Source organism: Alteromonas ulvae (genome assembly GCF_048987005.1).
In the GTDB taxonomy this organism is placed as follows: Bacteria; Pseudomonadota; Gammaproteobacteria; order Enterobacterales; family Alteromonadaceae; genus Alteromonas.
In genome coordinates this window covers 1,583,836-1,605,454 of the sequence record NZ_CP185261.1, presented here as the reverse complement: position 1 = coordinate 1,605,454, position 21,619 = coordinate 1,583,836, and the positions used below count along the sequence as shown (strand labels likewise).

The following is a 21,619-nucleotide window of genomic DNA, read 5'->3' as shown; positions in this document are numbered from 1 at the left end:
ATTACTCAATGACAATCCTTACATTATTATATTGCCAAAAGGCCATGTATGTTTATCGATAGAATTAAATATGCAATCACAATAAAAGCATCATTTTTGATTTTTTTCATCACTTTGCTGGCGACTATTATCAGGCCAACACTTGTCGATCAAGACGCTGTCTTCACCTACATTGGAATCGTCAATACTGCTGTACTTGGCCTCGTTTTTTTGTTCATGAGGTACACAAAGCCGAAAGCATGGTATCCGTTTGTTTTTGTACTGTTAGGACTTGCCGTTCTTACGCCTATTGCGCTGGTCTCTGGTGGGGTAAATAGCCAGTTTTCTTACCTGTATCCTATTATTCCTGTATTTATTGCATTAGTTAGCAATCCAAAATATACATGGGCGACAACACTCACCATCTTCCTAATTGTTGTTTTTATGTATTTGTCAGTAGAATACATACCCAACTATACATACGAAAATGTACCCGCCAGTAAAACAGCGTCGAGAGCACTTTGGTTATGTTTTTCTGTGTTGTTGTCTGCCGCCTTTGGTATCGAATTCAATCGCGCCAATAATGCGCTTGGTAACAAACTAAGTACTCAAGCAGAGATTGATATGTTAACAGGTGTTGCTAATCGACGCTCAGCGTTGGATTACTTAAGTAATACGCTTGAACAATCAAAAGAGACGGAAAAGGAAATAGCAGTCATGATTATAGACTTGGATAAATTCAAATCTATAAACGATACCTACGGTCATCTAGCCGGTGATAGGTGCCTTAAGTCAGTAGCGAATTCTATTTCACAAGAGCTTCGTGAGGGCATAGATTTACTAGGAAGGTTTGGTGGAGAAGAGTTTATCATTATCACAGATGATGTCAGTGCCACTATTGCATGCAGTATTGCAGAAAAAATCCGTTCATCCATCGAACAAAACGCGGTAGATATTACCGATAGTCAATCTATCAAAGTTACTGCAACCATTGGTGTGTTCACCTTTAGAGTCCAAGAGCACAACTCGATTGAGTATTATATTGGAAAAGCCGATGAGGCTTTATACCAGGGAAAAAAAGCAGGTCGTAATCAAGTCGTTGTGGCTAGTGACTAATAATCGAGCGGCTAACTTTTATCACTCGACACGTTGAACACAATCAACTAATTGTGCCTATGATGGGTACTCTGGCCGTTTAACAATGCTAAAAAGCCTCGCTCTGTGCGGCTTAAATATTTCGTTTTTCTCGGCAATGTTAAAGACGTTCTCCATGCCTCTTGAGTTGCCTCATCCTCTTTACACAGTGAAATTAACTCGGGGTGCACATAGGACTTACGCGCAATGGCTGGCGTGTTACCAAGTTGAGAAGACACCGTATCGAGCATGCTCTTAAGGGTAAGTTCGCCTGTTGCATTGACCAATTCTTCAAATGCAATGACACTGGCTCGCCACGTTCTAAAATGCTTGGCGCTAAACGACTCACCCATGACCTCTCGAATATACTGATTAACTTCACCTGATGTCACATTGGTGCGCTCTCCCTCAATAATATATTGAAAAAGGTGCTGACCAGGCAAATCTTGCAGCTCTTTAATTACATGACTAAGCACCCTGTCGGTGATATTGACCTGTCGCTCTTTCCCTGACTTTGCACGGTAGCTCAGCTGAATGGTTTTCCCGGTTAGTTTTGCGTGGCGAGTACGAAGTGTTGTGGCACCATAGCTTTTGTTTTGCTTAACGTTGCGTTCGTTTCCAACTCTCAATGCGCCCAAATCCATCAACCTGACCACAGCAGCCAACGTGCGCTGAACATTTAGCTCGTCACCTTGTAAGTCAGATTCCAATTGCGATCTAAGAAGCGGTAATTTACGACCAAAGACACCGCAGGCCTCATACTTTTTTGCCTCTTGCTGAGCTCTGAATTCCGGATGATAACGGTACTGCTTGCGCCCTTTACTATCAAACCCAGTCGCTAAAATATGGCCGTTTTCTTCAGGGCAGAACCACGCATTTTTATAGGCTGGCGGAAACGCCAAGCTATTTAGCCTATCAATAACATCCGCATCTTGTATCTTTTTTCCGATAGGATCGAAATACCGCCATTGCTTGCCCTTTGGCTTTCGAGATATACCGGGCAAATTATCGTCAACATAAATTAATTGCATTTTTCTCACGCATCCTAGTTATTCTAACCGCGACGTTTACTGAGCGTTTTAATAAGCTGACACTTCGTACACCGTTCTAAACCAAATGTGCTAAGCCAGCTGTTTGTCTGCACCTCAGCGTGCATTTGAGCTTGTTGAATCACCTTGTCAGAAAGGTTTTATTAAGGGCTTTACTTATAACCTGCTCACCTAATCCTATGCCTACATACTTAAAAACCTACAAGATTTAAGCCATATTCTGATCTCACTCTCTGAACGACCGCGCCATTCAGTTATTTACAATTATTGATAACTATTCAAATTATGCTCAGCAACGGATTGAAACTCATCCAGCGAATTTACGTAGTGGTTATTTATTTTTTCGTCCACACAACTACATGGCGAATGAGTAGCGTCACACATCCTTTATGCTAGGAAGGTAATTCTGGAATTCTCGTGTAATTTTTATAAGACATTTGGAATATATTACAGCGGACTTCGCTCGTTCTGCGCTGCAGGCGAGAAGAACGGTGCCAATAATAGAGGCTTGCTTTTTGCAGACCGCTTTTCATAACGTGTTTTTTATGGCGTTGTATTTTATAACGTGGTTTTACACGATATTTTTAATAACTCTACAAGGGCTGCCACTACCGTAAAACACGGAAAACTCAGTAAAGGATTTATCCATGACAGATATCACATTTTCAGCTTACTTCGCCTTCTATTTGTATTTACTGCTTTTACTCGTGCAGTGGGGCGTTGCGACGGTGAGCAAAGCGACACAGCCCAATGCAGTACCAGGTAAGATGGATGACAACTTATCACACGATAGTTTTGTTTTTAGGGCACATCGCACATTTCACAATACGATTGAAAACAGTGCACTATTTATGGGGACTGTGTTTTTTGCTTTTGTTATCAATTATCAAAGCTTTATTTTTGCGCTTTGTGTATGGATTTATGTTTTTGCGAGAGTCATTCATATGGCACTTTACTATGGCATTGCCACCGAGAAAAACCCAAGCCCACGAAGCTACTTCTTTTTAATTGGTATTATTGCTAACGTGGTTATGTTGGTGTTGCTAGGTATGAGATTAGCGGTGTAGTGACGGCACCCGCTCTAGTTAAAACATTTCATTGAAGCCGCTTTGAAAGGACGATTATGCGTATTACACTTCTTTGCAACCTAGACATTGCCAGTAATTTGGCTGCGAATCGTCTTATCAAGGCTTTACCCGAACACCATTTTAGTGTGCTAATGACAGCGCAGGTAGGTAGCAACAGCCATCGCCCTAAAGCGCTTGAGGCGTTGTCCTTCTACGAAAATACGCTATTCACACGAATTCTTTTTCCGGCCCTAGCCTCCAAGCAAGAAGCTTCTAAATGTAAAGGCTCAGAAAAAGGCGTTAGTGACAAAGGCGCTGCTGGAAAAGAAAGCGGAGAATACGAGGTCTATGCACAACCTCAACTGCTCACATTCGAAGCCATGCAGCAGCGTGGTGTCGATATCTACCCTGTATCAGAGATTAACGATGGTCATGGCCTTTCTGTATTAAAGCGCTGCCAACCCGATTTAATATTGTCGGTACGGTTTGGCCGTATTTTAAAAACGCCTGCTCTTGAAGTGCCCAAATACGGAGTACTCAATCTGCACTCAGGATTATTGCCGCAGTACCGAGGAATTATGGCAACATTTTGGGCGATGCTAAGGGACGAATCTCATATAGGGTGCACGTTACATCGCATACAAGATGGGGGCATTGATACGGGCGATATATTATCTACCCACGCTATCGAAATGGATTACAGCCTGTCCTACTTTGACAATATGCTTACCATCTACCCTGCTGGTTTAGATGCCATGATCGCCGCGACAAAACGTATAGCAGATGGTGTGGCACTAGTCGCTATGCCTCAAGATGATTCTCAAGCCAATTACTATGGCCTACCAGACCATGCCTCTATTTCGTTGTTTGAACAAAAAGGCTACCGTTGGGTTATTCACGATAACTTGATACGCTTGTCACAACGATTCTTTCCTCAATAGTGTATAACATACGTCACCTCCTTTTATAAAGCGCCCAACAGGTCGGTGCGCTTGGAATTATATGTCGATAACTGACTAGGAATCTATGTGGATAGGAAATTACGCAATAAACTAAGCACACTTGTTAGCTTAGTTATTTTGGCATTTTTACTTAACCACTCAACCAGTGCAGTAGCCGATAGCCCCACAAACGCTGGCACAGTGAAGTTTTCACAAAAGCTAGACATTCAGCTGCGTTACGACAAGCGCTCAAATAGACCAAGTCGAGAGCAGTATCGCATTCGCTATTACCCTTCCGTTACGCTATCAAAAACATGGTCACTGCGTAGTTTTGTGGTAACAGGTGACGGATTTTCCTCAAGCCACAATACCATTAGCAGTAGCAACACCGATTACCTATACGCAAGGCGACTTTACGCCCGTCACCAAAGCCAGTACGGAAAGACTGAATTTGGAATAATACCTACTTACAAGGGTCGAGTTTCTTCTACAGGGTTATCTAAAGATGGTTGGATAACCGGTTTTCGACACGTTCGGTCTCTTCGCAATAATAGCGCCATAGAGGTTGTTGTTGGTCAGCTTGCCAACGAACAAGCAAATCATGCGTTAGATATTGGCAAAGGAAACAGCGATGATAACTATTTTGAAGTTGAATACTCAGCACGAATGGGACATAGGCACAGCTATGAAGCCAGTGTAGAACGAGTGCTTAGAGGTGATTTTTTGCGAGCTGAATATCGTTTCAATTATTCTAATGAAAACACGCTGTTTTTTGAAAACGTGCAGCGGATTGATGCGTCAGCAAATAAATTTATTGCCGGTATGAGCGGCGAATTCTCTGGAGCGCGTATGAGTTTGCGCAACCCCATTGAGTACTTTGCTTACTACGCTTATGTGGATGATGGTTTCGGCGAGCGGGTAGAGCTTACAGAAGACTTTTTAGGTACCGGACACGGCGGCTCTGTGGAATTTAGCAGTGTGTTGTCTAGACAGCACAAAACAAACTGGTTTTTAAGGGTTGATACTGCAGGTGGTGTCACACGCTTACTGGCGGGGGTAAAACTGTCGCTTGACCGATGAGAATTGACGATCAAGATATCGTTGATTAATTTGTGAGAAATGGGGGGAACTTAACTGATTTACTTGTTGAGCCAATCACTCTCTCTACAAAAGCAAGGGCGAGGACACATAACGAAAGAAAGCAACAATAAATGACTAGTAGCGAAAGACAGAGAGTCTGTTCAATCGCTACTTTTCGTTTTTACGTTGTCTTTTCGGAACTACGCTCTATGTAGTCTTATTATTTAGTCCTTTATTTTTTAGTCCCATTTGGGAGCAAAGTCGGGGTCGACAATACGCTCGCCGTTATCTAATCCATCAATTATATCTAATTCTGCATCAGATAGCTGAACTCCACCATAGGCTAAATTTTCTGCCAGGTGTGTTTTACTCGTTGATGAGGGTATTGCATAAATATGACGTTTTTCCATCCACGATAGAACCACTTGAGCGGCCGAAGCATCATATTTGTTGGCAATCGCGGTAAGCGTATCATCTTGCATCACTTTGCCCACAGCAAATGGCATGTAGGCGGTTACCTTAATATCTTTCTCTCTGCATGCTTCTACTACTGAGTGATTTTGCATAAAAGGGTGAAACTCTACTTGGTTGGTATATATTTCACCTTTACCCAAAATTGTCTCCGCTTGGTCGAGCTGATCTATCGTAAAGTTAGATACGCCAATATGTCGAGCCAACCCGAGTTCCTTCGCTTGTTTTAAACGATTTAAGTAACTCTCAAGGGTTATATCATCACCAGGATACGGCCAATGTATAAGAAGTAAATCTACATATTCGAGTTTTAACTTTTCTAAACTTTCATGGACACTTGCCATGAATTGATCTTCACCTAACGATTCATACCACACTTTGGTAGTAACAAAAAAGTCGGCGCGTTTTAACCCACTGGTTTGAATAGCGTCGCCTACCTCAGATTCATTTCCGTAAAACTGTGCAGTATCGATATGGCGAAACCCTACTTCGAGTGCGTCGCTCACTGCTTGACTTGCCTGCTCGGCTTCTAAACGGAACGTTCCCATTCCCAATTGTGGCATGTCTTTCATCTTTCCTCCTTGCCATTTTGAAACAACTTGTTCGTTATTTCCTACGGGTGTTTGCAACAGTGGATCGTTATTTTTTGTTGATATTGATCGGATGATGGAAATGTGTGCAGTGAAAACCACTGTAATAGTTGTTATATCAAGAGAATAGATTTGTCTGATTTTCGGGATACTTTTGTGACATTTCCCCTTCAGTATTGATCTCACGCGAATGACCAAACGCGAAAAGTTATTTAAAAAAGCTTGTTTACAAGCACTTTTTGACAACATTGATTCACGAGCACTTTTTGATCACTGAGGAAACTTCAATGAAACGATTTAACACACTTACTACCGCAGCATTACTAGCTTTTACAGCCCAACACAGTGTTGCTGCCGATTTAACTGTAGAAATTCAAAACTTAACTCACGGCTTGTATTTCACCCCCATTGCAGCAGTAGCACACTCTGCAGACGCCAGCCTTTTTGAGGTGGGTGAAACGGCAAGTACCGAGTTACAAATGATGGCAGAAGGCGGCAGTTTAGACGGTATAGCAACCATCGGCGACGCCATTGGTGCCGACGTCATCGCAAACCCAGCGAGCGGATTGTTAGCCCCAACTATGACCGCATCGGCAGATATCATGACAGCAGATAGCAACACAGTGTTATCGGTAGTGGCGATGGTGCTTCCGTCTAACGACGGTTTTATTGGGTTAGACAACTGGTCAATTCCAACCGAAGCAGGCACTTATACGGTTTATTTAAATGCTTATGATGCAGGCACCGAAGCCAATGACGAATTGCGCGGTAGTGGCGCATTAGGAGAAGCAGGAATGCCTGTTCCACCGCCGTTAGAAGCCATGATAGGTAATGGCGGTACCGGCGTTGCCGGAGCGGATATCAATCAAACTGTACACATTCACAGAGGTAATATTGGTGATGACTCACTTACCGAAGGCGCAAGTGATGTCAATAATGCCGTTCATCGTTGGTTAAACCCCGTGGCAAAAGTAACGGTAACAGTACGATAAGGAGCAGGACATGACCAACGTATTTCAAGACAAGACAAAGCAGTATAAAAAAGCGGTGGTATTGCTTATCCCTTTTTTACTTGCCGCCTGTGGTGATGATGACACTAGGGAAGTGATTGTTGAGGTGGAAGTTCCGGCTGAAATTCCACCGCCCGTACCCGTAAGCTATGAAGTAACTATAACCAATTTAACCAATGCACAACCTTTGTCTCCACCTGCCGTTGTATTACACGGTGACAATACGCTATGGCAGGTGGGTGAAGTAGCCTCTGTTGAGCTAGAGCGCATAGCCGAAGGTGGCGACGCTACAGACTTTCTTGGCCAAGGTTTAGCAAGTTCAGGGGGGACAGGCCCTATACCCCCTGGTGATTCGCAAACGATAAGTGTGACAGTGGATGACGTAACAGACGCTAATCTCACTATTGCTACCATGTTGGTGAACACTAACGATGCGTTTACGGGAATAAGCAGCTGGAATCTATCAGGACTTGAGGTTGGCGAAACCTACGTTGCCTCTCGCCCAGCTTACGATTCTGGCACAGAGTCGAATTCTGAAAGTGCGGCAACAATGCCTGGACCAGCGGCAAACGGAGAAGGTTTTGATGCCGAGCGTGATGACACTGGCTATATTTCGATGCACCCAGGGGTAGTAAGCGCCGATGACGGACTGACGCAGTCTGCGCTGTCTTCACAGCACAAGTTCGACAACCCAGTTATCCGCATTCACATTACCCGAACTGAGTAACGTAATGTGTTCCAAGGGGCAAATGGCAACAGCGTTTGGTAAAAATGTTACTAATTGCCCCTGACACAAACCGACTTACCAAATAAAAGCGTAAATTGAATGAAAGATTAACGCCTTTTCACCGTTCTACTTATTTTTAGCGCGCGGATCGCACCGAATGACAGACACCATATTAATCGTTGAAGATGACCAAGATATAGCAAATCTTATGAGGGTAAATTTGCAAGAATTGGGGGTTGAAACTGAGCACCAATCTGATGGCAAAGCAGCACTTAAAAGCGCATTGACGGGTCAATACGCCATTGTGATATTAGACGTTATGCTGCCATCGCTCAATGGCCTAGATATTTGCCGACAAGTTCGTGAAGCGCTTCCCATGCAGATTATCATAATGCTGACCTCAAAGACGTCGGAAACCGACAGAGTGCTGGGGCTGGAGTTAGGTGCCGACGATTACATGACCAAACCTTTTAGTGTGCGAGAACTGCAAGCCAGGGTGCGCTCTCAGTTACGGAAGTTTCACGCCCTGTTAAAAAACCAAAATAGTCAGAGCAGTCAGCAAAATCTTACTACCTCACTATCCATTGGAAGCCTAACCATCGACCAGCAGAATCACGAAGTCTTTTTGAATGGCAACGAACTACTACTCACCGTGACTGAATTTGAATTACTTCACCATTTAGCCAGTCATCCTGGGCAGGTGTTCAGTCGAAGTCAGCTGCTTGAGTCGGTGTGGGGATACCACCATAGTGGATATGAACATACCGTTAACTCCCATATCAACCGGCTGCGATTTAAATTGGAAAGAGACGCCACCTCCCCCCAAATAGTGCAAACCGTGTGGGGCGTTGGCTATAAATTCAATCCGCAAGGTGTAGACTAATAAGGACTAACCCATGAAACTCAGCTTTTACCCTCGCCTTGCGCTGTATGTAGTGGGCGTATTTATGGTCGTTATTGTTGCCTGCTTTTACGTCACGAACCTACTTCAACAACGAACCCAAGAAGAAGCCGAGCAAAGACTCCACATTGGTTTGGCTGAGCATTTAGTTGGCGACAATCCGCTGCTCGAAGAAGGAGTTTACGACTACAAAGCATTAGAGAATCTATTTCACACGTTAATGGTGTTAGGGCCCAACTTCGAATTTTATTATTTAAGCCCGCAAGGTGAAATTCTTACCTACTCAGCAGAGCCGGGCAAAGTAAAGGCAAAGAAAATCGATCTCACCCCCATTCTTCAATTAGTAAATAGCGACGCTGAATTACCAATTCTTGGGGATGACCCGAGAAACCTAGGCCAGCATAAAATATTTTCAGCCGCTCCAGTGTATAAGCAAGAAGCACTTCAGGGCTACTTGTATGTCATTATTGGCGGTGAGCGTTACGACTCCATTCTCGCTAATTTAAAAAATAGCCAAAGCATGCGAGAGGTGGCGTTGTTCATGTTTGTAGGGATGGTGCTGTTACTGTCCTTGCTGTTGGTTCTCTTTAAATACTTCACCAATCCCCTTAGACGATTAAGTGACGATATGGAAAAAGTTTGCAAAGCTGAATTTGACCGCGAAAAGTTACTACCCGTTTTAGCGAAGTGGGACAAAAACAGCACCAATGAGATAGACCGCTTAGGCTGCGGTTTTCACGACATGCTCTTGCACATAGATCATCAGTTCACGCAGTTAAATAAGATTGATAGCCAGAGGCGCGTGCTGCTGGCCGACTTATCCCACGACCTACGAACCCCTTTAGCAAGTTTGCAGGGCTATATCGAAACTTTGGCAATCAACGGTGAGAGTCTGTCCCTAGAGGACAAACAGTACTTTATTGATGTATCTCTGAAAAACGCGAAAAATCTAAAACATCTAATCGACCAAATATTTGAGTTGGCGTATTTAGAAGGTGGCCAAGTAACGCTCAATCAAGAGTATTTTCCGTTAGGAGAATTATTGCACGATGTAGCAGCAAAGTTTGAACTGGATGCTAAACAGAAAGGCATAACAATTCGAGTGATCCCCGACCACTTTGAATATCACGTATTTGCAGATATTGGAAAACTTGAACGGGTTCTTACTAACCTTATTGCCAATGCGATACGTCATACCCAACCTCAAGGAAGTATTGACCTGAAAGTCACTATTTTTGATGAAAAATTGCGGGTAGATATTAGTGATACTGGCGTAGGTATAAGCGACAAAGAAATTGCGTTTATCTTCGATGCTAGATATCAAGCTAGCAATACAGAGAAAGGTAGCCTTAGCCACGTAGGGTTAGGACTAGCTATTTGTAAAAAGCTGATGGCGCTGCTGAATTCGGATTTGCAGGTAGAAAGCAGGCTAGGCCACGGAACGTGTTTTAGTTTTGAATTAAGTCTTGCGCAACATTCTTAAGCAGTAAGTTTCGTTTAGCTTGCACTAGCTAAAGCCCAATTGAACTCAGTTGTATTGGCTAAGCGCTGATTGATTAGTACTAATTAAGCCACAGGGTTTATTTTTGATAATATAGCAGACAAAGAAAAAGGGCATGCAGCCCCTTTTCACTTTGATTTATACTTATTTTGGCTTAGTAGCACGGCCCACTCTATTTTTAAGCCCTTGCTGCTTGCGCACTTTGTGCTTTTTCACCGAGCGACGCATGCGGCTTAACCTAACGTGATCCAGCTTGCCTTGTTGATTAATATTTACCATGGTCTGGGTTTCATCTGCTAACTGAACATGCTTTCTCAGCGCGTTAACATCTGATAGTTCCAATTCTACCCACGCACCTTGAGGCAGGCGCTTTTGCAGTTCGATAGGACCATATTTTACGCGAATAAGTCGACTTACCTGAACACCTTGAGACTCCCACAAACGACGAACTTCTCGGTTTCGTCCCTCTTTAAGCGTAACATTGTACCAGCGGTTCATACTTTCGTCTTCAGAGAGCTGTGGCGTAGGAGCACCAGACACGGTCAGAAACTTGGCTTCACCATCTTCTAGCTGAACCCCTTTTTTAAGTGTGCTGATGGTTTTGCTAGTGACCTCACCAAATACACGTACTGCGTATTCCCGTTCAACTTCGCACTTAGGGTGCATCAGTCGGTTTGCGAGTTCACCGTCGTTAGTGAACAGCAACAAACCACTGGTGTTCATATCTAAGCGGCCTACCGTTATCCAACGCCCTAGGCGTATTGCTGGAAGTCGGTCGAATACGGTATCTCGGCCCTCTGGATCGTGCCTGCTACACAACTCACCCTCAGGTTTGTTGTACATAAGAACACGGCATACTGGCTGCTCGGTTTGGCGGGATAACAAATGGCCATCAACGCGAATGCTCGCGGTGTTGTCTACGCGATCGCCAAGAGTTGCAACAGTTCCATCCACCGACACTCTACCTTCGTCAATCCAACGCTCCATTTCTCGTCGCGAGCCTAGCCCTTGGTTAGCTAGTACTTTTTGCAACTTTTCAGTCATGGGTAACTTCACTCTTTATTTGCTTGTTTACGGTCGCACGGTCTATTGTGACGGTGCCTCATTTAACACCTTAAGCGTCGAGTCAGATTCAATACTTTCTGCCATATTTTCAAAAGCATCTGCATTGGGCAAATCGGCCAGCGATGACATTGAAAAATAATCTAGAAAACCTTTGGTTGTAGCATATAGCGCAGGACGCCCGGGCACTTCTTTGTGCCCTACAACTTTAATCCAATCTCGTTCTGTGAGTGTTTTTATAATATTGCTGCTTACCGCCACTCCCCTTACTTGCTCAATTTCGCCGCGGGTAATGGGTTGACGATACGCAATAAGCGCCAGTGTTTCTAACATTGCGCGCGAATACTTTGGTGCACTTTCTTGCCATAGCTTGCTTAACCACGGGCTGAGCGCGTCAAGGGACTGAAATCGAAAGCCACTTGCTACTTCAATTAGCTGTATTCCCCGAGGTTGATAATCTAACTTTATTTCGTTAATGACCTTGCTTAAGGTTCTGTCCGCTACGGTAAAATCGCTCAGCACAGACTCTTTCAACTGCTGTTTGGTAATGGGTTTATCTGCTACAAATATAGCAGCTTCAACTAGCTGTTTGAGCTGTGCGGTATTAATTTTCTTCATGTGAGCCCAATTTTACATGAATTTTGGCGTAAGGACCTGCCTGTATGCAAAAAATAAGTTGTTCTTTCATTAGCTCTAAAATGGCTAAAAATGATACCACTACACCAGCGCGTCCCTCCTCCACGGTAAATAGCGCCTCAAGAGGCGAGAAGTCTGTACTATTGAGCAGGCTCAATATCAATGACATGCGCTCTCGCGTGCTTAGCGCCTCTCTTGCAATAGTATGGTGCTCAAAGGCTTCAGCCCGCTTCATTGCTTGGCTAAATGCCAATACCACCTCAGCAAGAGACACATCAGGCTCAACCCTGATAGGCACTACATTAGAACTTGTTGAAACAGCAACATTAAACACATCACGCTCTAAACGTGGCTGCTCATCTAAGTCTTCCGCGGCCTGCTTGACTAGTTCGTACTCTTTTAAGCGCCTTATTAGCTCGGCGCGAGGGTCTTCCTCATCTTCGCTTTCATCACTTCGTTTAGGCAGTAGTAAGCGAGATTTAATCTCAGCAAGGATGGCTGCCATGAGAAGATACTCTGCAGCAAGCTCTAGCTTTAGCGCCATCATGGCATCCACATACTCCATATACTGCTTGGTGATATCAGCAACAGGCAATACCGTGATATCAAACTTTTGTTTTCTGATGAGATAAAGCAGTAAATCTAACGGCCCCTCAAAGGTTTCTAGAATCACCTCGAGAGCATCGGGAGGAATAAACAAGTCCTCTGGCTTTTCAATCAACGCCTCACCGTTGATGAACGCCAGAGGTAATGGCTGCTGAATAGGCATATGCGACTGCTTTTCGGCCTTAGTAAGCTCTGCGTTTATAAGCTCGTCATCTTTAGGCCCATTGCTAGCCATGTCGGTAGAGCCCAGCACAGCGCCCGCTTCTGCAGTATTTATATCGCTATTCAACGAAGGGTTCGCTTCTAATGTTATCGTTACTGAAACGGTGTAATGTCACCGGTACCTTCGCGTAATATCACTGGCGTATCGTCAGACAAGTCTACTACCGTAGTAAGATGCTCACCAATATAACCACCGTGGATAATTAACCCAACTTGCTTCTCAAGGTTTTCACGAATTACATCTGGATCAGATTCAGCTTCAGAATTACCTGGCAAAATAAGCGATGTAGACATTAATGGTTCACCCAATTCTTCTAGCAATGCTAGCGCAATGGCGTTGTCCGGCACGCGAATACCAATAGTTTTACGCTTCGGGTTTTGTAATCGCTTAGGCACTTCTCGCGTGGCCTTTAGCACAAAAGTATAGCGCCCTGGCGTGTTGTTTTTAATTTGGCGAAAAGCCGTGTTATCCACTTTTGCGTAAATCGACAGCTCAGACATATCGCGGCACATCAGTGTGAAGTTGTGATCCTTATCTATCTGACGAATTCGGCACAGCTGTTCTAGGGCTTTTTTGTCTTCCATTTGGCAGCCGATAGCGTAACCAGAATCAGTAGGATAGACCACCACAGCGCCATCGCGAATCAACTCACAAGCTTGGGTGATAAGGCGCTTTTGTGGATTATCTGGGTGAACGTAAAAAAATTGGCTCATGGTTGCTCTTCATCCCTCAGTTAAGTAAGTTGTTTGATATGCTGCCAATTGTGCCAGACAGGTGTCAACTTGCTGTTTATGCCTAAATTCTTTCCAAGTTCGGTCCAGCGGGACGGAAAATGGAAGTCAGAGCCTGCAGAGGCCAATAAACCGTGATTTTCTGCCAGCTCGTTAATTAGCTCTTGCTTAGTTTTATTGATGCCAGGAAATGCGGTTTCCATGGCGTCTCCACCAGATTGCTCAAAAAAAGCAACAAGCCGGCGAAGCCATTTCGCGGTCATGTCGTAGTGTGCGGGGTGGGCCAATACCGCTTGTCCGCCTGATTCTTGAATCCAGGTTATGGCAGTATCAATACTTGGCCATTGGGCCTTCACTGCCGCACGCTTGCCCTTGCCTAAATACTTTTTAAATGCCGCGTTCATGGTAGGCACGCCATAATTATTAACCAGCACTCTGGCAAAGTGAGCGCGGGTTACCTGCCCTACGCCGGCAAGCGCTTTGGCCCGTGCTAACACGCCCTCGAACCCGCATTTTTCAAGCTTTTCAGCAATCAACGCAGCGCGTTCTTCTCGCGCATTCGCTTGCTCTTGCAAGCGAGCAAGAAACGTAGGGCACTCTCGATTTACATTAAGCCCTACCACATGAATATCGAAACCATGCCACAGAGTAGAAATCTCAACACCGTCAATGAGCGTAAGTGGGCGTTTTTGCTGCGCTTGCGTAACATGCGCTTCATCGAGCCCGGCGACGGTATCGTGGTCTGTGATTGCTAGCACATCCACCTGCATGGTGTGAGCGCGTAACACAAGTTCAGTGGGCGTAAGATGGCCGTCTGAAAATTTTGTATGGCTATGTAGATCTATTTTCAATGTCTTATGCAAATTTAAGGTTGACACAAAAGGCGTTTTGTTTTCTTCTATAGGGACAAAGTATACGTTTTTATAGCTTCAATGCCTATTGAAGTTTGAACCAAATAGTGAGTTATTCATGCGTTTATCAACAAATTCTACAGCAATGAAAATTGCAGCTTGGTGGTGGCACTCCCTAGTTTAACGGGCGGTGTGCACGGTAGTGCGTGAATGAATACACAAAAGGCCCGTTAGTACGGGCCTTTTTTTTATCTTTTTGCAGTTGGAGAGTAGCAAAAATGAGTTTAGCAGAACTGGGGACATCTCCAGGCAAGGTAGAAACCATAGAACAAGCGGGACATTACATAGTCGATCCCCTTGCCGCATTTGCCCACATTTGCGGTAAAAAAAGTAATGCCTTACTGCTCGAGTCTGCGGAAATAGACTCAAAAGATGACCTGCAGAGCTTGCTGATGGTTGACGCTGCGTTAAGGCTAGAATGCCGAGGCCATACTGTTGTTGTCACTGCGCTAACGGGCAACGGCAAATCAGTACTTCCGCTTTTTCACACAGAGCGCCCAGAAGGCCTTAATGTTACGAAAAGTGATGATACCTCTATCACCCTACAATGCGATATCGCCTCCAGCGAACTCGATGAGGACAGCAGGTTAAAAGCGGCAAGCGTTATGGACGCCCTTCGCATTGTGGTCAATAAGATTGTGCCTATTCGAAAGCACCCCCACGCGGTATTTCTTGGTGGTGTGTTCGCCTACGATATGCTGGCTGGCTTTGAAACATTGCCTGATGTGGTTGACGGTGAAAATGATTGTCCTGACTTTGTGTTTTATTTAGCAGAAACCTTAATTACCGTTGATCATAAAACTCGAGAAACTCATCTAGTTGGCAGTGTATTCAGTGGTGAAGATGTGGCTCAGCAATACTTCGCGGTGGCCCAACGGTTAGAAGCCCTACACCAGCAGCTTCACGCCATGCCACAGGCACCTGAGCTAACAAATACCGGAGCAGCAAAAAGTGCAGCAAAAAGTGGACAGACACTCGAATTAGCTGAAAACGGACAGACACTCGTTAACACAGATATGAGCGACGAGGTTTACTGTAATCACGTTCTCGATTTAAAGCAGCATATTCTGGCTGGCAACATTTTTCAGGTTGTGCCATCGCGTACGTTCTCTTTACCCTGCCCATCTCCATTGCTGGCTTATGCCAAGTTAAAAGAGCAAAACCCAAGCCCCTACATGTTTTTCATGCAGGACGCTAAATTTGCTATTTTTGGCGCTTCGCCCGAGTCTGCGCTTAAATACGACAGCGAAACCAACCAAGTTGAAATTTATCCCATTGCAGGTACACGTCCTCGTGGAAAACGTGCAGATGGTAGCATCGACCACGACCTAGACAGTCGCATTGAATTAAACTTGCGTGAAGATACCAAAGAAAAGTCTGAACATATTATGCTCGTGGATTTGGCCCGCAACGATGTGGCAAAAGTCAGTCGCCCGGGCACTCGATTTGTAAAAGATTTATTGAAAGTAGACCGCTATTCCCACGTGATGCATTTAGTGTCGCGAGTGGTTGGTCAACTTCGCGATGACTTAGACGCGCTCAATGCATACCAAGCCTGTATGAATATGGGTACCTTAGTGGGAGCACCAAAAGTCAGCGCGGCCACCCTTATTCGCCACGTTGAGAAAAAGCGTCGCGGTAGCTACGGCGGTGCGGTGGGTTATCTGAACGGTCAAGGCGATATGGATACGTGTATTGTTATCCGCTCAGCTTTCGTGAAAAACAATACAGCCTATATTCAAGCTGGCGCTGGCGTTGTTCACGACTCAATTCCTCAGGCCGAAGCCGACGAGACTAAAGCGAAAGCTCAGGCGGTGATTGGTGCTGTGCGAGCTGCGCTTGAAGAAGAATTTAAGTCGTCAAGCCTCGAGAGTCACAGCAGTGAGGAAGCACGATGAGCACTGAAATAAATGTAGACGTAAATGCAGGCGCAGATTCGGGTATGAACAAGCAACAAACCACCTTATTTTTGCTAGATAACGTAGACTCTTTTACCTACAACTTGGTAGACGAACTCAGAACATTGAATCTAGATATCAAAGTTTACCGTAATACCGTGTCTGCCGACTTATTGTTTGAGCGAATGCAAGAGCAAGCGCAGAAAAGCCCGGTGCTACTGATGCTTTCTCCAGGGCCAGGTGCGCCAAGCGATGCAGGCTGCATGCCTGCCCTTTTAGAGAAGGTGGCAGGTACATTCCCTGTAATTGGGATCTGTTTGGGACATCAAGCCATTGTAGAATACTACGGCGGTGTTGTAGGACGCGCTACGCAGGTGATGCACGGTAAATCTTCTGCTATCACGCATTCTGAAAAAGGCATGTTTGAAGGGTTGCAACAACCGCTGCACGTGGCGAGATATCATTCACTCGTAGCGCATTCTTTACCTGATAACCTGACGGCTTGTGCGTCATGTGTGAACGATGATGGTAGCGAAGCAATTATGGCAGTGTATAACGATACTGATCACATGCTTGGTTTTCAATTTCATCCAGAGTCAATACTGACGGCACAGGGAAGTTTGTTATTAAAACAAAGCATCGATTACTTAACCTCACAAGGAGATGCTCATGCTTAATGCTGCCAAACTACTTGAGCAAATAATGTTGCGAGAATCGCTGTCTCAAACTGAGTCATTTAGTTTGTTCAACAGCATAATGCATGGTGAGCAAAGCGATGCCATGATTGCTGCTGTTCTCACTTCGCTTAAAATGAAAAAAGAGTCGCCTGGAGAAATTGCAGGTGCCGCCAGTGCGATGGTAGCAAATGCACTGCCCTTCCCAACGCCCGATTACGAATTTGCCGATATTGTTGGCACTGGCGGAGACGGTCACAACACAATTAACATATCAAGCGCGGCGGGCGTTGTAGCTGCTGCATGCGGCGTAAAGGTGGCAAAACACGGTAACAAGAGCGTGTCGAGCAAATCTGGCTCAGCGGATCTTTTTCGCCAGTTTGGGTTGAACTTAGAGATAAGCCCAGAGCTGTCTTGTAAATGTTTAGATGAAGCAAATTTCACATTTCTTTTTGCCCCCGTCTATCACGCTGGCATGAGATACGCAGCCCCCGTTCGCGCTGCTCTTAAGACACGAACTCTGTTTAATATTTTAGGCCCTCTAGCGAATCCGGCGGGTCCAACTCACGGCGTTTTCGGAGTATACTCTCCCGAGTTGCTTGAACCGTATGCAAAAACCCTTATGCTGCTCGGGCAGCATCGTGCAATGATAGTTCACGGCGACGGATTAGACGAATTAGCGCTTCATGGTGAATCGATTATTTACGACCTTGAACATGGCGATATTAGAGAACTCACCGTGACGGCAAAAGACTTTGGTCTTTCAAGCTACCCGCTTTCTGCCATCGAAGGTGGAGAGCCTGAAGAAAACAGAGAATATATTCAAGCGGCATTAAACGGTGAAGGCAAAGAAGCCCACCGCGCTGCAATTGCCATGAATTGCGGCGCATTACTTAAAGTAACCGGAAAGGTTAATAACTTTAAGGATGGCGCAGAAATGGCAATGGAAGCAATGAAAAAAGGTGCGCCCATGCAGGTGTTATCACACGTAGCAAAAATTACTCAGGAGGTAGGCACGAATGGCTAATGTGCTTGAGAAAATAGTTGCCGATAAAAGAGAGGAAGTGGAAGCACGAAAAGTTGCGCTGCCACTTGAGTCGTTCAAAGCACAGCTAACGCCGTCGCAAAAAAGTCTTTTTGCTGCGCTTAGCGAGCCAAACGCGGGCTTTATTTTCGAATGCAAAAAAGCGTCCCCGTCTAAAGGGCTCATTAGAGAGAACTTCGATTTAGACGAAATTCTTGAAGCCTATACGCCTTATGCTGCCGGCATCTCGGTACTGACCGATGAAAAATACTTTCAAGGTACATTTGAATACCTGTCTTACGTGACTGAGCGCGTTGCGCAACCGGTGCTTAATAAAGACTTTTTTGTTGACACCTACCAAGTGTATCTTGCTCGTTACTACAATGCCGATGCCGTGCTGTTAATGCTAAGCGTGCTTGACGACACCAGCTACAGAGAGCTTGCTGATGTTGCTGATTCACTAGGGTTAGATATTCTTACCGAAGTGAGCAACGAGGAAGAGATGGAGCGAGCTATCGCTCTTGAAGCGGGCATTATTGGTATAAACAATCGCGACTTGCGAGATTTATCAACCGACTTGGCCACTACCGAGCGTTTGGTTCCTATGCTTGAAAGTGCGACGCACGATTTTGTAGTTATCTCTGAATCTGGTATTTACACCCACGAAGACGTATTGCGATTAGCCTCTGTCTCGCAAGGGTTTCTTGTTGGTAGTGCACTCATGGCGCAAGCCGACCTCCCTCGCGCAGTGAAAACCTTGATAAACGGTGCGGTGAAAGTGTGCGGCCTTACTAGCGAAGAACACGCTGCCATGGCCTTTGAGAAAGGGGCCAGCTTTGGCGGTTTAATCTTTGCTGAGAAATCACCGCGATGCGTAAGTAAAGATACAGCATTAGCAATAACACAATCTGTGCCAGGCGCGTACGTTGGCGTAGTGGTTAATCACGCTATTGATGACGTTGTCGACCTTGCCGTTTCACTCAATCTATTTGCTGTTCAGCTGCATGGCAATGAAGATAGCGCCTATATCGCCGAACTTGCGAGTAAGCTACCTGAGACATGTGAAATTTGGGTAGCAGTAGGTGTAACCGATGCCATACCTAACGTAGTAGACAGTCACTTAAATAACGACGCCGTTCATCGCGTGCTTTTAGACTGCCAAGTGGGCAAAGCAAAAGGCGGTACGGGTGAGTCGTTTGATTGGTCGTTACTTGACGATATTCAACAAAAACAAAAAATTATACTTGCAGGCGGTATTAGCCCTGACAACGTTGAAGATGCCATAGCCACAGGCTGCGGCGTACTTGACGTAAACTCTGGTGTAGAAAACGCGCCAGGCGATAAGTCAGCAGACAAGCTGACCGAACTATTCACGGTTTGCCGCCGCTACTAATATTAAAAACAGGACAACGTATGAACCAACTAGATACAAAATTTGGCGAATTTGGTGGCATGTACGTGCCCGAATTGCTAATACCAGCACTTGATCAGCTGGAAAAAGAATTCTTAGACGCAAAAGAAGACCCTAGCTTTAACAAAGAGTTTCTATCACTGCTTAAAGATTATGCGGGTCGTCCAACACCGATGACGCTAACTCGTAACTTAGTGAGCAACCCTAAGGTAAAGCTTTACCTAAAACGTGAAGATTTACTTCACGGTGGCGCGCACAAGACCAACCAAGTGCTGGGACAGGCTTTACTAACCAAGCGCATGGGTAAAAAAGAAGTAATCGCTGAAACAGGTGCGGGACAGCATGGTGTTGCGACAGCCCTAGCCTGTGCGTTGCTTGGCCTTAAAGCACGTATTTATATGGGTGCTAAAGACGTTGAGCGCCAAGCGCCTAACGTATTTAGAATGAAGCTAATGGGCGCTGAAGTCATTCCTGTAAATGCGGGTTCTGGTACGCTGAAAGATGCCGTGAATGAAGCTATGCGCGACTGGTCTGCAAACTACGATACTGCGCATTACCTATTAGGTACCGCCGCAGGACCACACCCTTTCCCAACTATTGTTCGCGAATATCACCGCATGATGGGTGAAGAAACCCGTGCACAAATTATGGAAAAAGAAGGTCGACTACCTGACGCAGTTGTAGCTTGTGTAGGCGGTGGTTCAAACGCTATTGGTATGTTTGCTGACTTTATAGATGAGCCTTCAGTTCGCTTAGTAGGCGTAGAGCCTGCTGGTAAAGGCATTCACACTAAAGACCACGGCGCGACTATTGTAACGGGCACAAAAGGTATATTACACGGTGCTTATACCTTTATCATGCAAGATAATGAAGGTCAGATTGAAGAGAGTTATTCCGTATCTGCTGGCTTAGATTACCCAGCGGTTGGCCCTCAGCATGCTTATTTGCATGATATTGGCCGCGCAGAATATGTTGCCGCTACCGATGAAGAAGCGCTTAATGCCTTTAAATTGCTGGCACGTAAAGAAGGTATTATTCCAGCACTGGAGCCATCTCACGCACTAGCTCACGCCTTAAATATGGCGGATGAAGCTGAAGAAGAAACCATTATCGTTGTTAACCTTTCGGGTCGTGGCGATAAAGATTTAGAGCATGTAATCAGAGTGTTAGGAGACGATATATAATGGATAGATATGCAGACATGTTCTCTCGTCTTGACGAGAAAAACCAAGGCGCTTTTGTTCCGTTTGTTATGGTAGCAGACCCAGACCTAGCTCAATCTGAAGCCATTATTTGCCAGCTTGTAGAAAGTGGCGCCGATGCACTAGAGCTAGGTATACCATACTCAGACCCGATTGCTGATGGCCCAACTATACAGGCGGCGAGTATTCGCGCGCTGAGCCACAAAACGAAAGTTGCTGACTGTATGGCGCTGATTTCTCGCGTAAGAGCCAAGTATCCCGACGTACCAATTGGATTGCTGCTTTACAGCAACCTTGTTATGGCAAAAGGTATTAGCAACTTTTACGAAAACGCTCGTGATGCAGGTGTCGACTCTATTTTGGTTGCTGATGTGCCAATTCGCGAAGCGAAGCCATTTCAAGAAGCCGCTGAGAAAACGGGGGTTTCTCAAATTCTTATTGCACCACCTAATGCAACTGATGAGACTATGGAAAAAATTGGCGAGTACTCAAAAGGCTATACCTATTTACTAGGTCGCGCAGGGGTAACTGGCGCTGAAACGGCTGCTAATGTGCCGGCTTCGGAGCTAATTGAGCGCCTTAATAAGCATAACGCTGCTCCTGCACTGTTAGGTTTTGGTATTTCAACCCCTGAGCAGGTGAAAACCGCTATTGATGCGGGTGCCGCAGGTGCCATATCTGGCTCAGCCACAGTGAATATCATTGCTGCAAACTTAGATGATAATGAAAAAATGTTAAGTGAGCTAGGTAGCTTTGTATCGGCGATGAAAGCTGCAACGGCAAAAGGCTAA

The 21,619-nt window shown here is 45.2% G+C and carries 21 protein-coding genes; 14 read left to right on the top strand and 7 right to left on the bottom strand.

Features of this window, described 5'->3' with window-relative positions; genetic code table 11:
* Window positions 1-48: 48 nt before the first annotated feature.
* Window positions 49-1,095, top strand: a complete 1,047-nt coding sequence (locus ACOJR9_RS07035) for a GGDEF domain-containing protein (RefSeq protein ID WP_420935595.1) — start codon at window positions 49-51, stop codon at window positions 1,093-1,095.
* A gap of 47 nt (window positions 1,096-1,142) precedes the next feature.
* On the opposite strand, the gene ACOJR9_RS07030 is transcribed toward ACOJR9_RS07035, so the two are convergent.
* A complete protein-coding gene (locus ACOJR9_RS07030) occupies window positions 1,143-2,144 on the bottom strand; it encodes a DNA topoisomerase IB (protein WP_420935594.1) in 1,002 nt (333 codons plus the stop codon).
* Between the two features lie 665 nt (window positions 2,145-2,809).
* On the opposite strand from ACOJR9_RS07030, the gene ACOJR9_RS07025 reads away from it, so the two are divergent.
* The 3 genes from ACOJR9_RS07025 to ACOJR9_RS07015 all read left to right on the top strand — a co-directional run bounded on the left by ACOJR9_RS07025 (window position 2,810) and on the right by ACOJR9_RS07015 (window position 5,250).
* On the top strand, window positions 2,810-3,229 hold the full coding sequence (locus ACOJR9_RS07025; RefSeq protein ID WP_420935593.1) for an MAPEG family protein: 420 nt from the start codon (window positions 2,810-2,812) through the stop codon (window positions 3,227-3,229).
* A 56-nt stretch (window positions 3,230-3,285) separates the two neighbouring features.
* The gene (locus ACOJR9_RS07020; protein ID WP_420935592.1) at window positions 3,286-4,170 is read left to right on the top strand and encodes a formyl transferase; all 885 of its coding nucleotides are present in this window, start codon (window positions 3,286-3,288) and stop codon (window positions 4,168-4,170) included.
* A gap of 87 nt (window positions 4,171-4,257) precedes the next feature.
* Window positions 4,258-5,250 carry a hypothetical protein gene (locus ACOJR9_RS07015; RefSeq protein ID WP_420935591.1) on the top strand — a complete coding sequence of 331 codons (993 nt, stop codon included), beginning with the start codon at window positions 4,258-4,260 and terminating at the stop codon, window positions 5,248-5,250.
* A 239-nt stretch (window positions 5,251-5,489) separates the two neighbouring features.
* On the opposite strand, the gene dkgB is transcribed toward ACOJR9_RS07015, so the two are convergent.
* Window positions 5,490-6,293: a 2,5-didehydrogluconate reductase DkgB gene (dkgB, locus tag ACOJR9_RS07010; protein WP_420935590.1), complete on the bottom strand. Its 804-nt coding sequence runs from the start codon at window positions 6,291-6,293 to the stop codon at window positions 5,490-5,492.
* A 305-nt stretch (window positions 6,294-6,598) separates the two neighbouring features.
* On the opposite strand from dkgB, the gene ACOJR9_RS07005 reads away from it, so the two are divergent.
* The 4 genes from ACOJR9_RS07005 to ACOJR9_RS06990 all read left to right on the top strand — a co-directional run bounded on the left by ACOJR9_RS07005 (window position 6,599) and on the right by ACOJR9_RS06990 (window position 10,432).
* Complete coding sequence (locus ACOJR9_RS07005; RefSeq protein WP_420935589.1) at window positions 6,599-7,303, top strand: spondin domain-containing protein; 705 nt, start codon at window positions 6,599-6,601, stop codon at window positions 7,301-7,303.
* A gap of 10 nt (window positions 7,304-7,313) precedes the next feature.
* Window positions 7,314-8,048, top strand: coding sequence for a spondin domain-containing protein (locus tag ACOJR9_RS07000; protein WP_420935588.1), 735 nt, complete (start codon window positions 7,314-7,316; stop codon window positions 8,046-8,048).
* A gap of 157 nt (window positions 8,049-8,205) precedes the next feature.
* A complete protein-coding gene (locus tag ACOJR9_RS06995; RefSeq protein ID WP_420935587.1) occupies window positions 8,206-8,931 on the top strand; it encodes a winged helix-turn-helix domain-containing protein in 726 nt (241 codons plus the stop codon).
* Window positions 8,932-8,944: 13 nt separating this feature from the next.
* Window positions 8,945-10,432 carry a sensor histidine kinase gene (locus ACOJR9_RS06990; RefSeq protein ID WP_420935586.1) on the top strand — a complete coding sequence of 496 codons (1,488 nt, stop codon included), beginning with the start codon at window positions 8,945-8,947 and terminating at the stop codon, window positions 10,430-10,432.
* Between the two features lie 162 nt (window positions 10,433-10,594).
* On the opposite strand, the gene rluB is transcribed toward ACOJR9_RS06990, so the two are convergent.
* The 5 genes from rluB to ACOJR9_RS06965 form a co-directional block, all read right to left on the bottom strand.
* Complete coding sequence (gene rluB, locus ACOJR9_RS06985) at window positions 10,595-11,494, bottom strand: 23S rRNA pseudouridine(2605) synthase RluB (RefSeq protein WP_420935585.1); 900 nt, start codon at window positions 11,492-11,494, stop codon at window positions 10,595-10,597.
* A 42-nt stretch (window positions 11,495-11,536) separates the two neighbouring features.
* A complete protein-coding gene (gene scpB, locus ACOJR9_RS06980) occupies window positions 11,537-12,130 on the bottom strand; it encodes an SMC-Scp complex subunit ScpB (protein ID WP_420935584.1) in 594 nt (197 codons plus the stop codon).
* Complete coding sequence (locus ACOJR9_RS06975) at window positions 12,117-12,917, bottom strand: segregation and condensation protein A (protein WP_420936082.1); 801 nt, start codon at window positions 12,915-12,917, stop codon at window positions 12,117-12,119. Before ACOJR9_RS06975 ends, scpB begins: the two co-directional genes overlap by 14 nt.
* Before the next feature lie 152 nt (window positions 12,918-13,069).
* Entirely contained in the window at window positions 13,070-13,690 is a 621-nt protein-coding gene (locus tag ACOJR9_RS06970; protein WP_420935583.1) for an L-threonylcarbamoyladenylate synthase, read from the bottom strand.
* Window positions 13,691-13,710: 20 nt separating this feature from the next.
* On the bottom strand, window positions 13,711-14,559 hold the full coding sequence (locus ACOJR9_RS06965; RefSeq protein WP_420935582.1) for a PHP domain-containing protein: 849 nt from the start codon (window positions 14,557-14,559) through the stop codon (window positions 13,711-13,713).
* Window positions 14,560-14,837: 278 nt separating this feature from the next.
* Here ACOJR9_RS06965 and ACOJR9_RS06960 point away from each other — a divergent pair, with 278 nt between their 5' ends.
* From ACOJR9_RS06960 to trpA, 6 genes are read left to right on the top strand one after another with little or no spacing between them, the layout of a single operon-like run.
* Window positions 14,838-16,517, top strand: coding sequence for an anthranilate synthase component 1 (locus ACOJR9_RS06960; RefSeq protein WP_420935581.1), 1,680 nt, complete (start codon window positions 14,838-14,840; stop codon window positions 16,515-16,517).
* 44 nt (window positions 16,518-16,561) lie between these two features.
* Window positions 16,562-17,194, top strand: a complete 633-nt coding sequence (locus tag ACOJR9_RS06955; RefSeq protein WP_420936081.1) for an aminodeoxychorismate/anthranilate synthase component II — start codon at window positions 16,562-16,564, stop codon at window positions 17,192-17,194.
* Window positions 17,187-18,218 (top strand): anthranilate phosphoribosyltransferase, encoded by a 1,032-nt coding sequence (gene trpD / locus ACOJR9_RS06950; protein WP_420935580.1) that lies wholly within the window; start codon window positions 17,187-17,189, stop codon window positions 18,216-18,218. Before ACOJR9_RS06955 ends, trpD begins: the two co-directional genes overlap by 8 nt.
* Entirely contained in the window at window positions 18,211-19,608 is a 1,398-nt protein-coding gene (gene trpCF, locus ACOJR9_RS06945) for a bifunctional indole-3-glycerol-phosphate synthase TrpC/phosphoribosylanthranilate isomerase TrpF (protein ID WP_420935579.1), read from the top strand. Before trpD ends, trpCF begins: the two co-directional genes overlap by 8 nt.
* 20 nt (window positions 19,609-19,628) lie before the next feature.
* The gene (trpB, locus tag ACOJR9_RS06940) at window positions 19,629-20,810 is read left to right on the top strand and encodes a tryptophan synthase subunit beta (RefSeq protein ID WP_420935578.1); all 1,182 of its coding nucleotides are present in this window, start codon (window positions 19,629-19,631) and stop codon (window positions 20,808-20,810) included.
* Window positions 20,810-21,619 (top strand): tryptophan synthase subunit alpha, encoded by an 810-nt coding sequence (gene trpA, locus ACOJR9_RS06935; protein ID WP_420935577.1) that lies wholly within the window; start codon window positions 20,810-20,812, stop codon window positions 21,617-21,619. Before trpB ends, trpA begins: the two co-directional genes overlap by 1 nt.

Bases quoted from the DNA above. Each gene is read 5' to 3' on its own strand.
- ACOJR9_RS07035 (WP_420935595.1), top strand. From the start codon at position 49: ATGTTTATCGATAGAATTAAATATGCAATCACAATAAAAGCATCATTT.
- ACOJR9_RS07030 (WP_420935594.1), bottom strand. From the start codon at position 2,144: ATGCAATTAATTTATGTTGACGATAATTTGCCCGGTATATCTCGAAAG.
- ACOJR9_RS07025 (WP_420935593.1), top strand. From the start codon at position 2,810: ATGACAGATATCACATTTTCAGCTTACTTCGCCTTCTATTTGTATTTA.
- ACOJR9_RS07020 (WP_420935592.1), top strand. From the start codon at position 3,286: ATGCGTATTACACTTCTTTGCAACCTAGACATTGCCAGTAATTTGGCT.
- dkgB (WP_420935590.1), bottom strand. From the start codon at position 6,293: ATGAAAGACATGCCACAATTGGGAATGGGAACGTTCCGTTTAGAAGCC.
- ACOJR9_RS07005 (WP_420935589.1), top strand. From the start codon at position 6,599: ATGAAACGATTTAACACACTTACTACCGCAGCATTACTAGCTTTTACA.
- ACOJR9_RS07000 (WP_420935588.1), top strand. From the start codon at position 7,314: ATGACCAACGTATTTCAAGACAAGACAAAGCAGTATAAAAAAGCGGTG.
- ACOJR9_RS06995 (WP_420935587.1), top strand. From the start codon at position 8,206: ATGACAGACACCATATTAATCGTTGAAGATGACCAAGATATAGCAAAT.
- ACOJR9_RS06990 (WP_420935586.1), top strand. From the start codon at position 8,945: ATGAAACTCAGCTTTTACCCTCGCCTTGCGCTGTATGTAGTGGGCGTA.
- rluB (WP_420935585.1), bottom strand. From the start codon at position 11,494: ATGACTGAAAAGTTGCAAAAAGTACTAGCTAACCAAGGGCTAGGCTCG.
- scpB (WP_420935584.1), bottom strand. From the start codon at position 12,130: ATGAAGAAAATTAATACCGCACAGCTCAAACAGCTAGTTGAAGCTGCT.
- ACOJR9_RS06975 (WP_420936082.1), bottom strand. From the start codon at position 12,917: ATGCCTATTCAGCAGCCATTACCTCTGGCGTTCATCAACGGTGAGGCG.
- ACOJR9_RS06970 (WP_420935583.1), bottom strand. From the start codon at position 13,690: ATGAGCCAATTTTTTTACGTTCACCCAGATAATCCACAAAAGCGCCTT.
- ACOJR9_RS06960 (WP_420935581.1), top strand. From the start codon at position 14,838: ATGAGTTTAGCAGAACTGGGGACATCTCCAGGCAAGGTAGAAACCATA.
- ACOJR9_RS06955 (WP_420936081.1), top strand. From the start codon at position 16,562: ATGAACAAGCAACAAACCACCTTATTTTTGCTAGATAACGTAGACTCT.
- trpD (WP_420935580.1), top strand. From the start codon at position 17,187: ATGCTTAATGCTGCCAAACTACTTGAGCAAATAATGTTGCGAGAATCG.
- trpCF (WP_420935579.1), top strand. From the start codon at position 18,211: ATGGCTAATGTGCTTGAGAAAATAGTTGCCGATAAAAGAGAGGAAGTG.
- trpB (WP_420935578.1), top strand. From the start codon at position 19,629: ATGAACCAACTAGATACAAAATTTGGCGAATTTGGTGGCATGTACGTG.
- trpA (WP_420935577.1), top strand. From the start codon at position 20,810: ATGGATAGATATGCAGACATGTTCTCTCGTCTTGACGAGAAAAACCAA.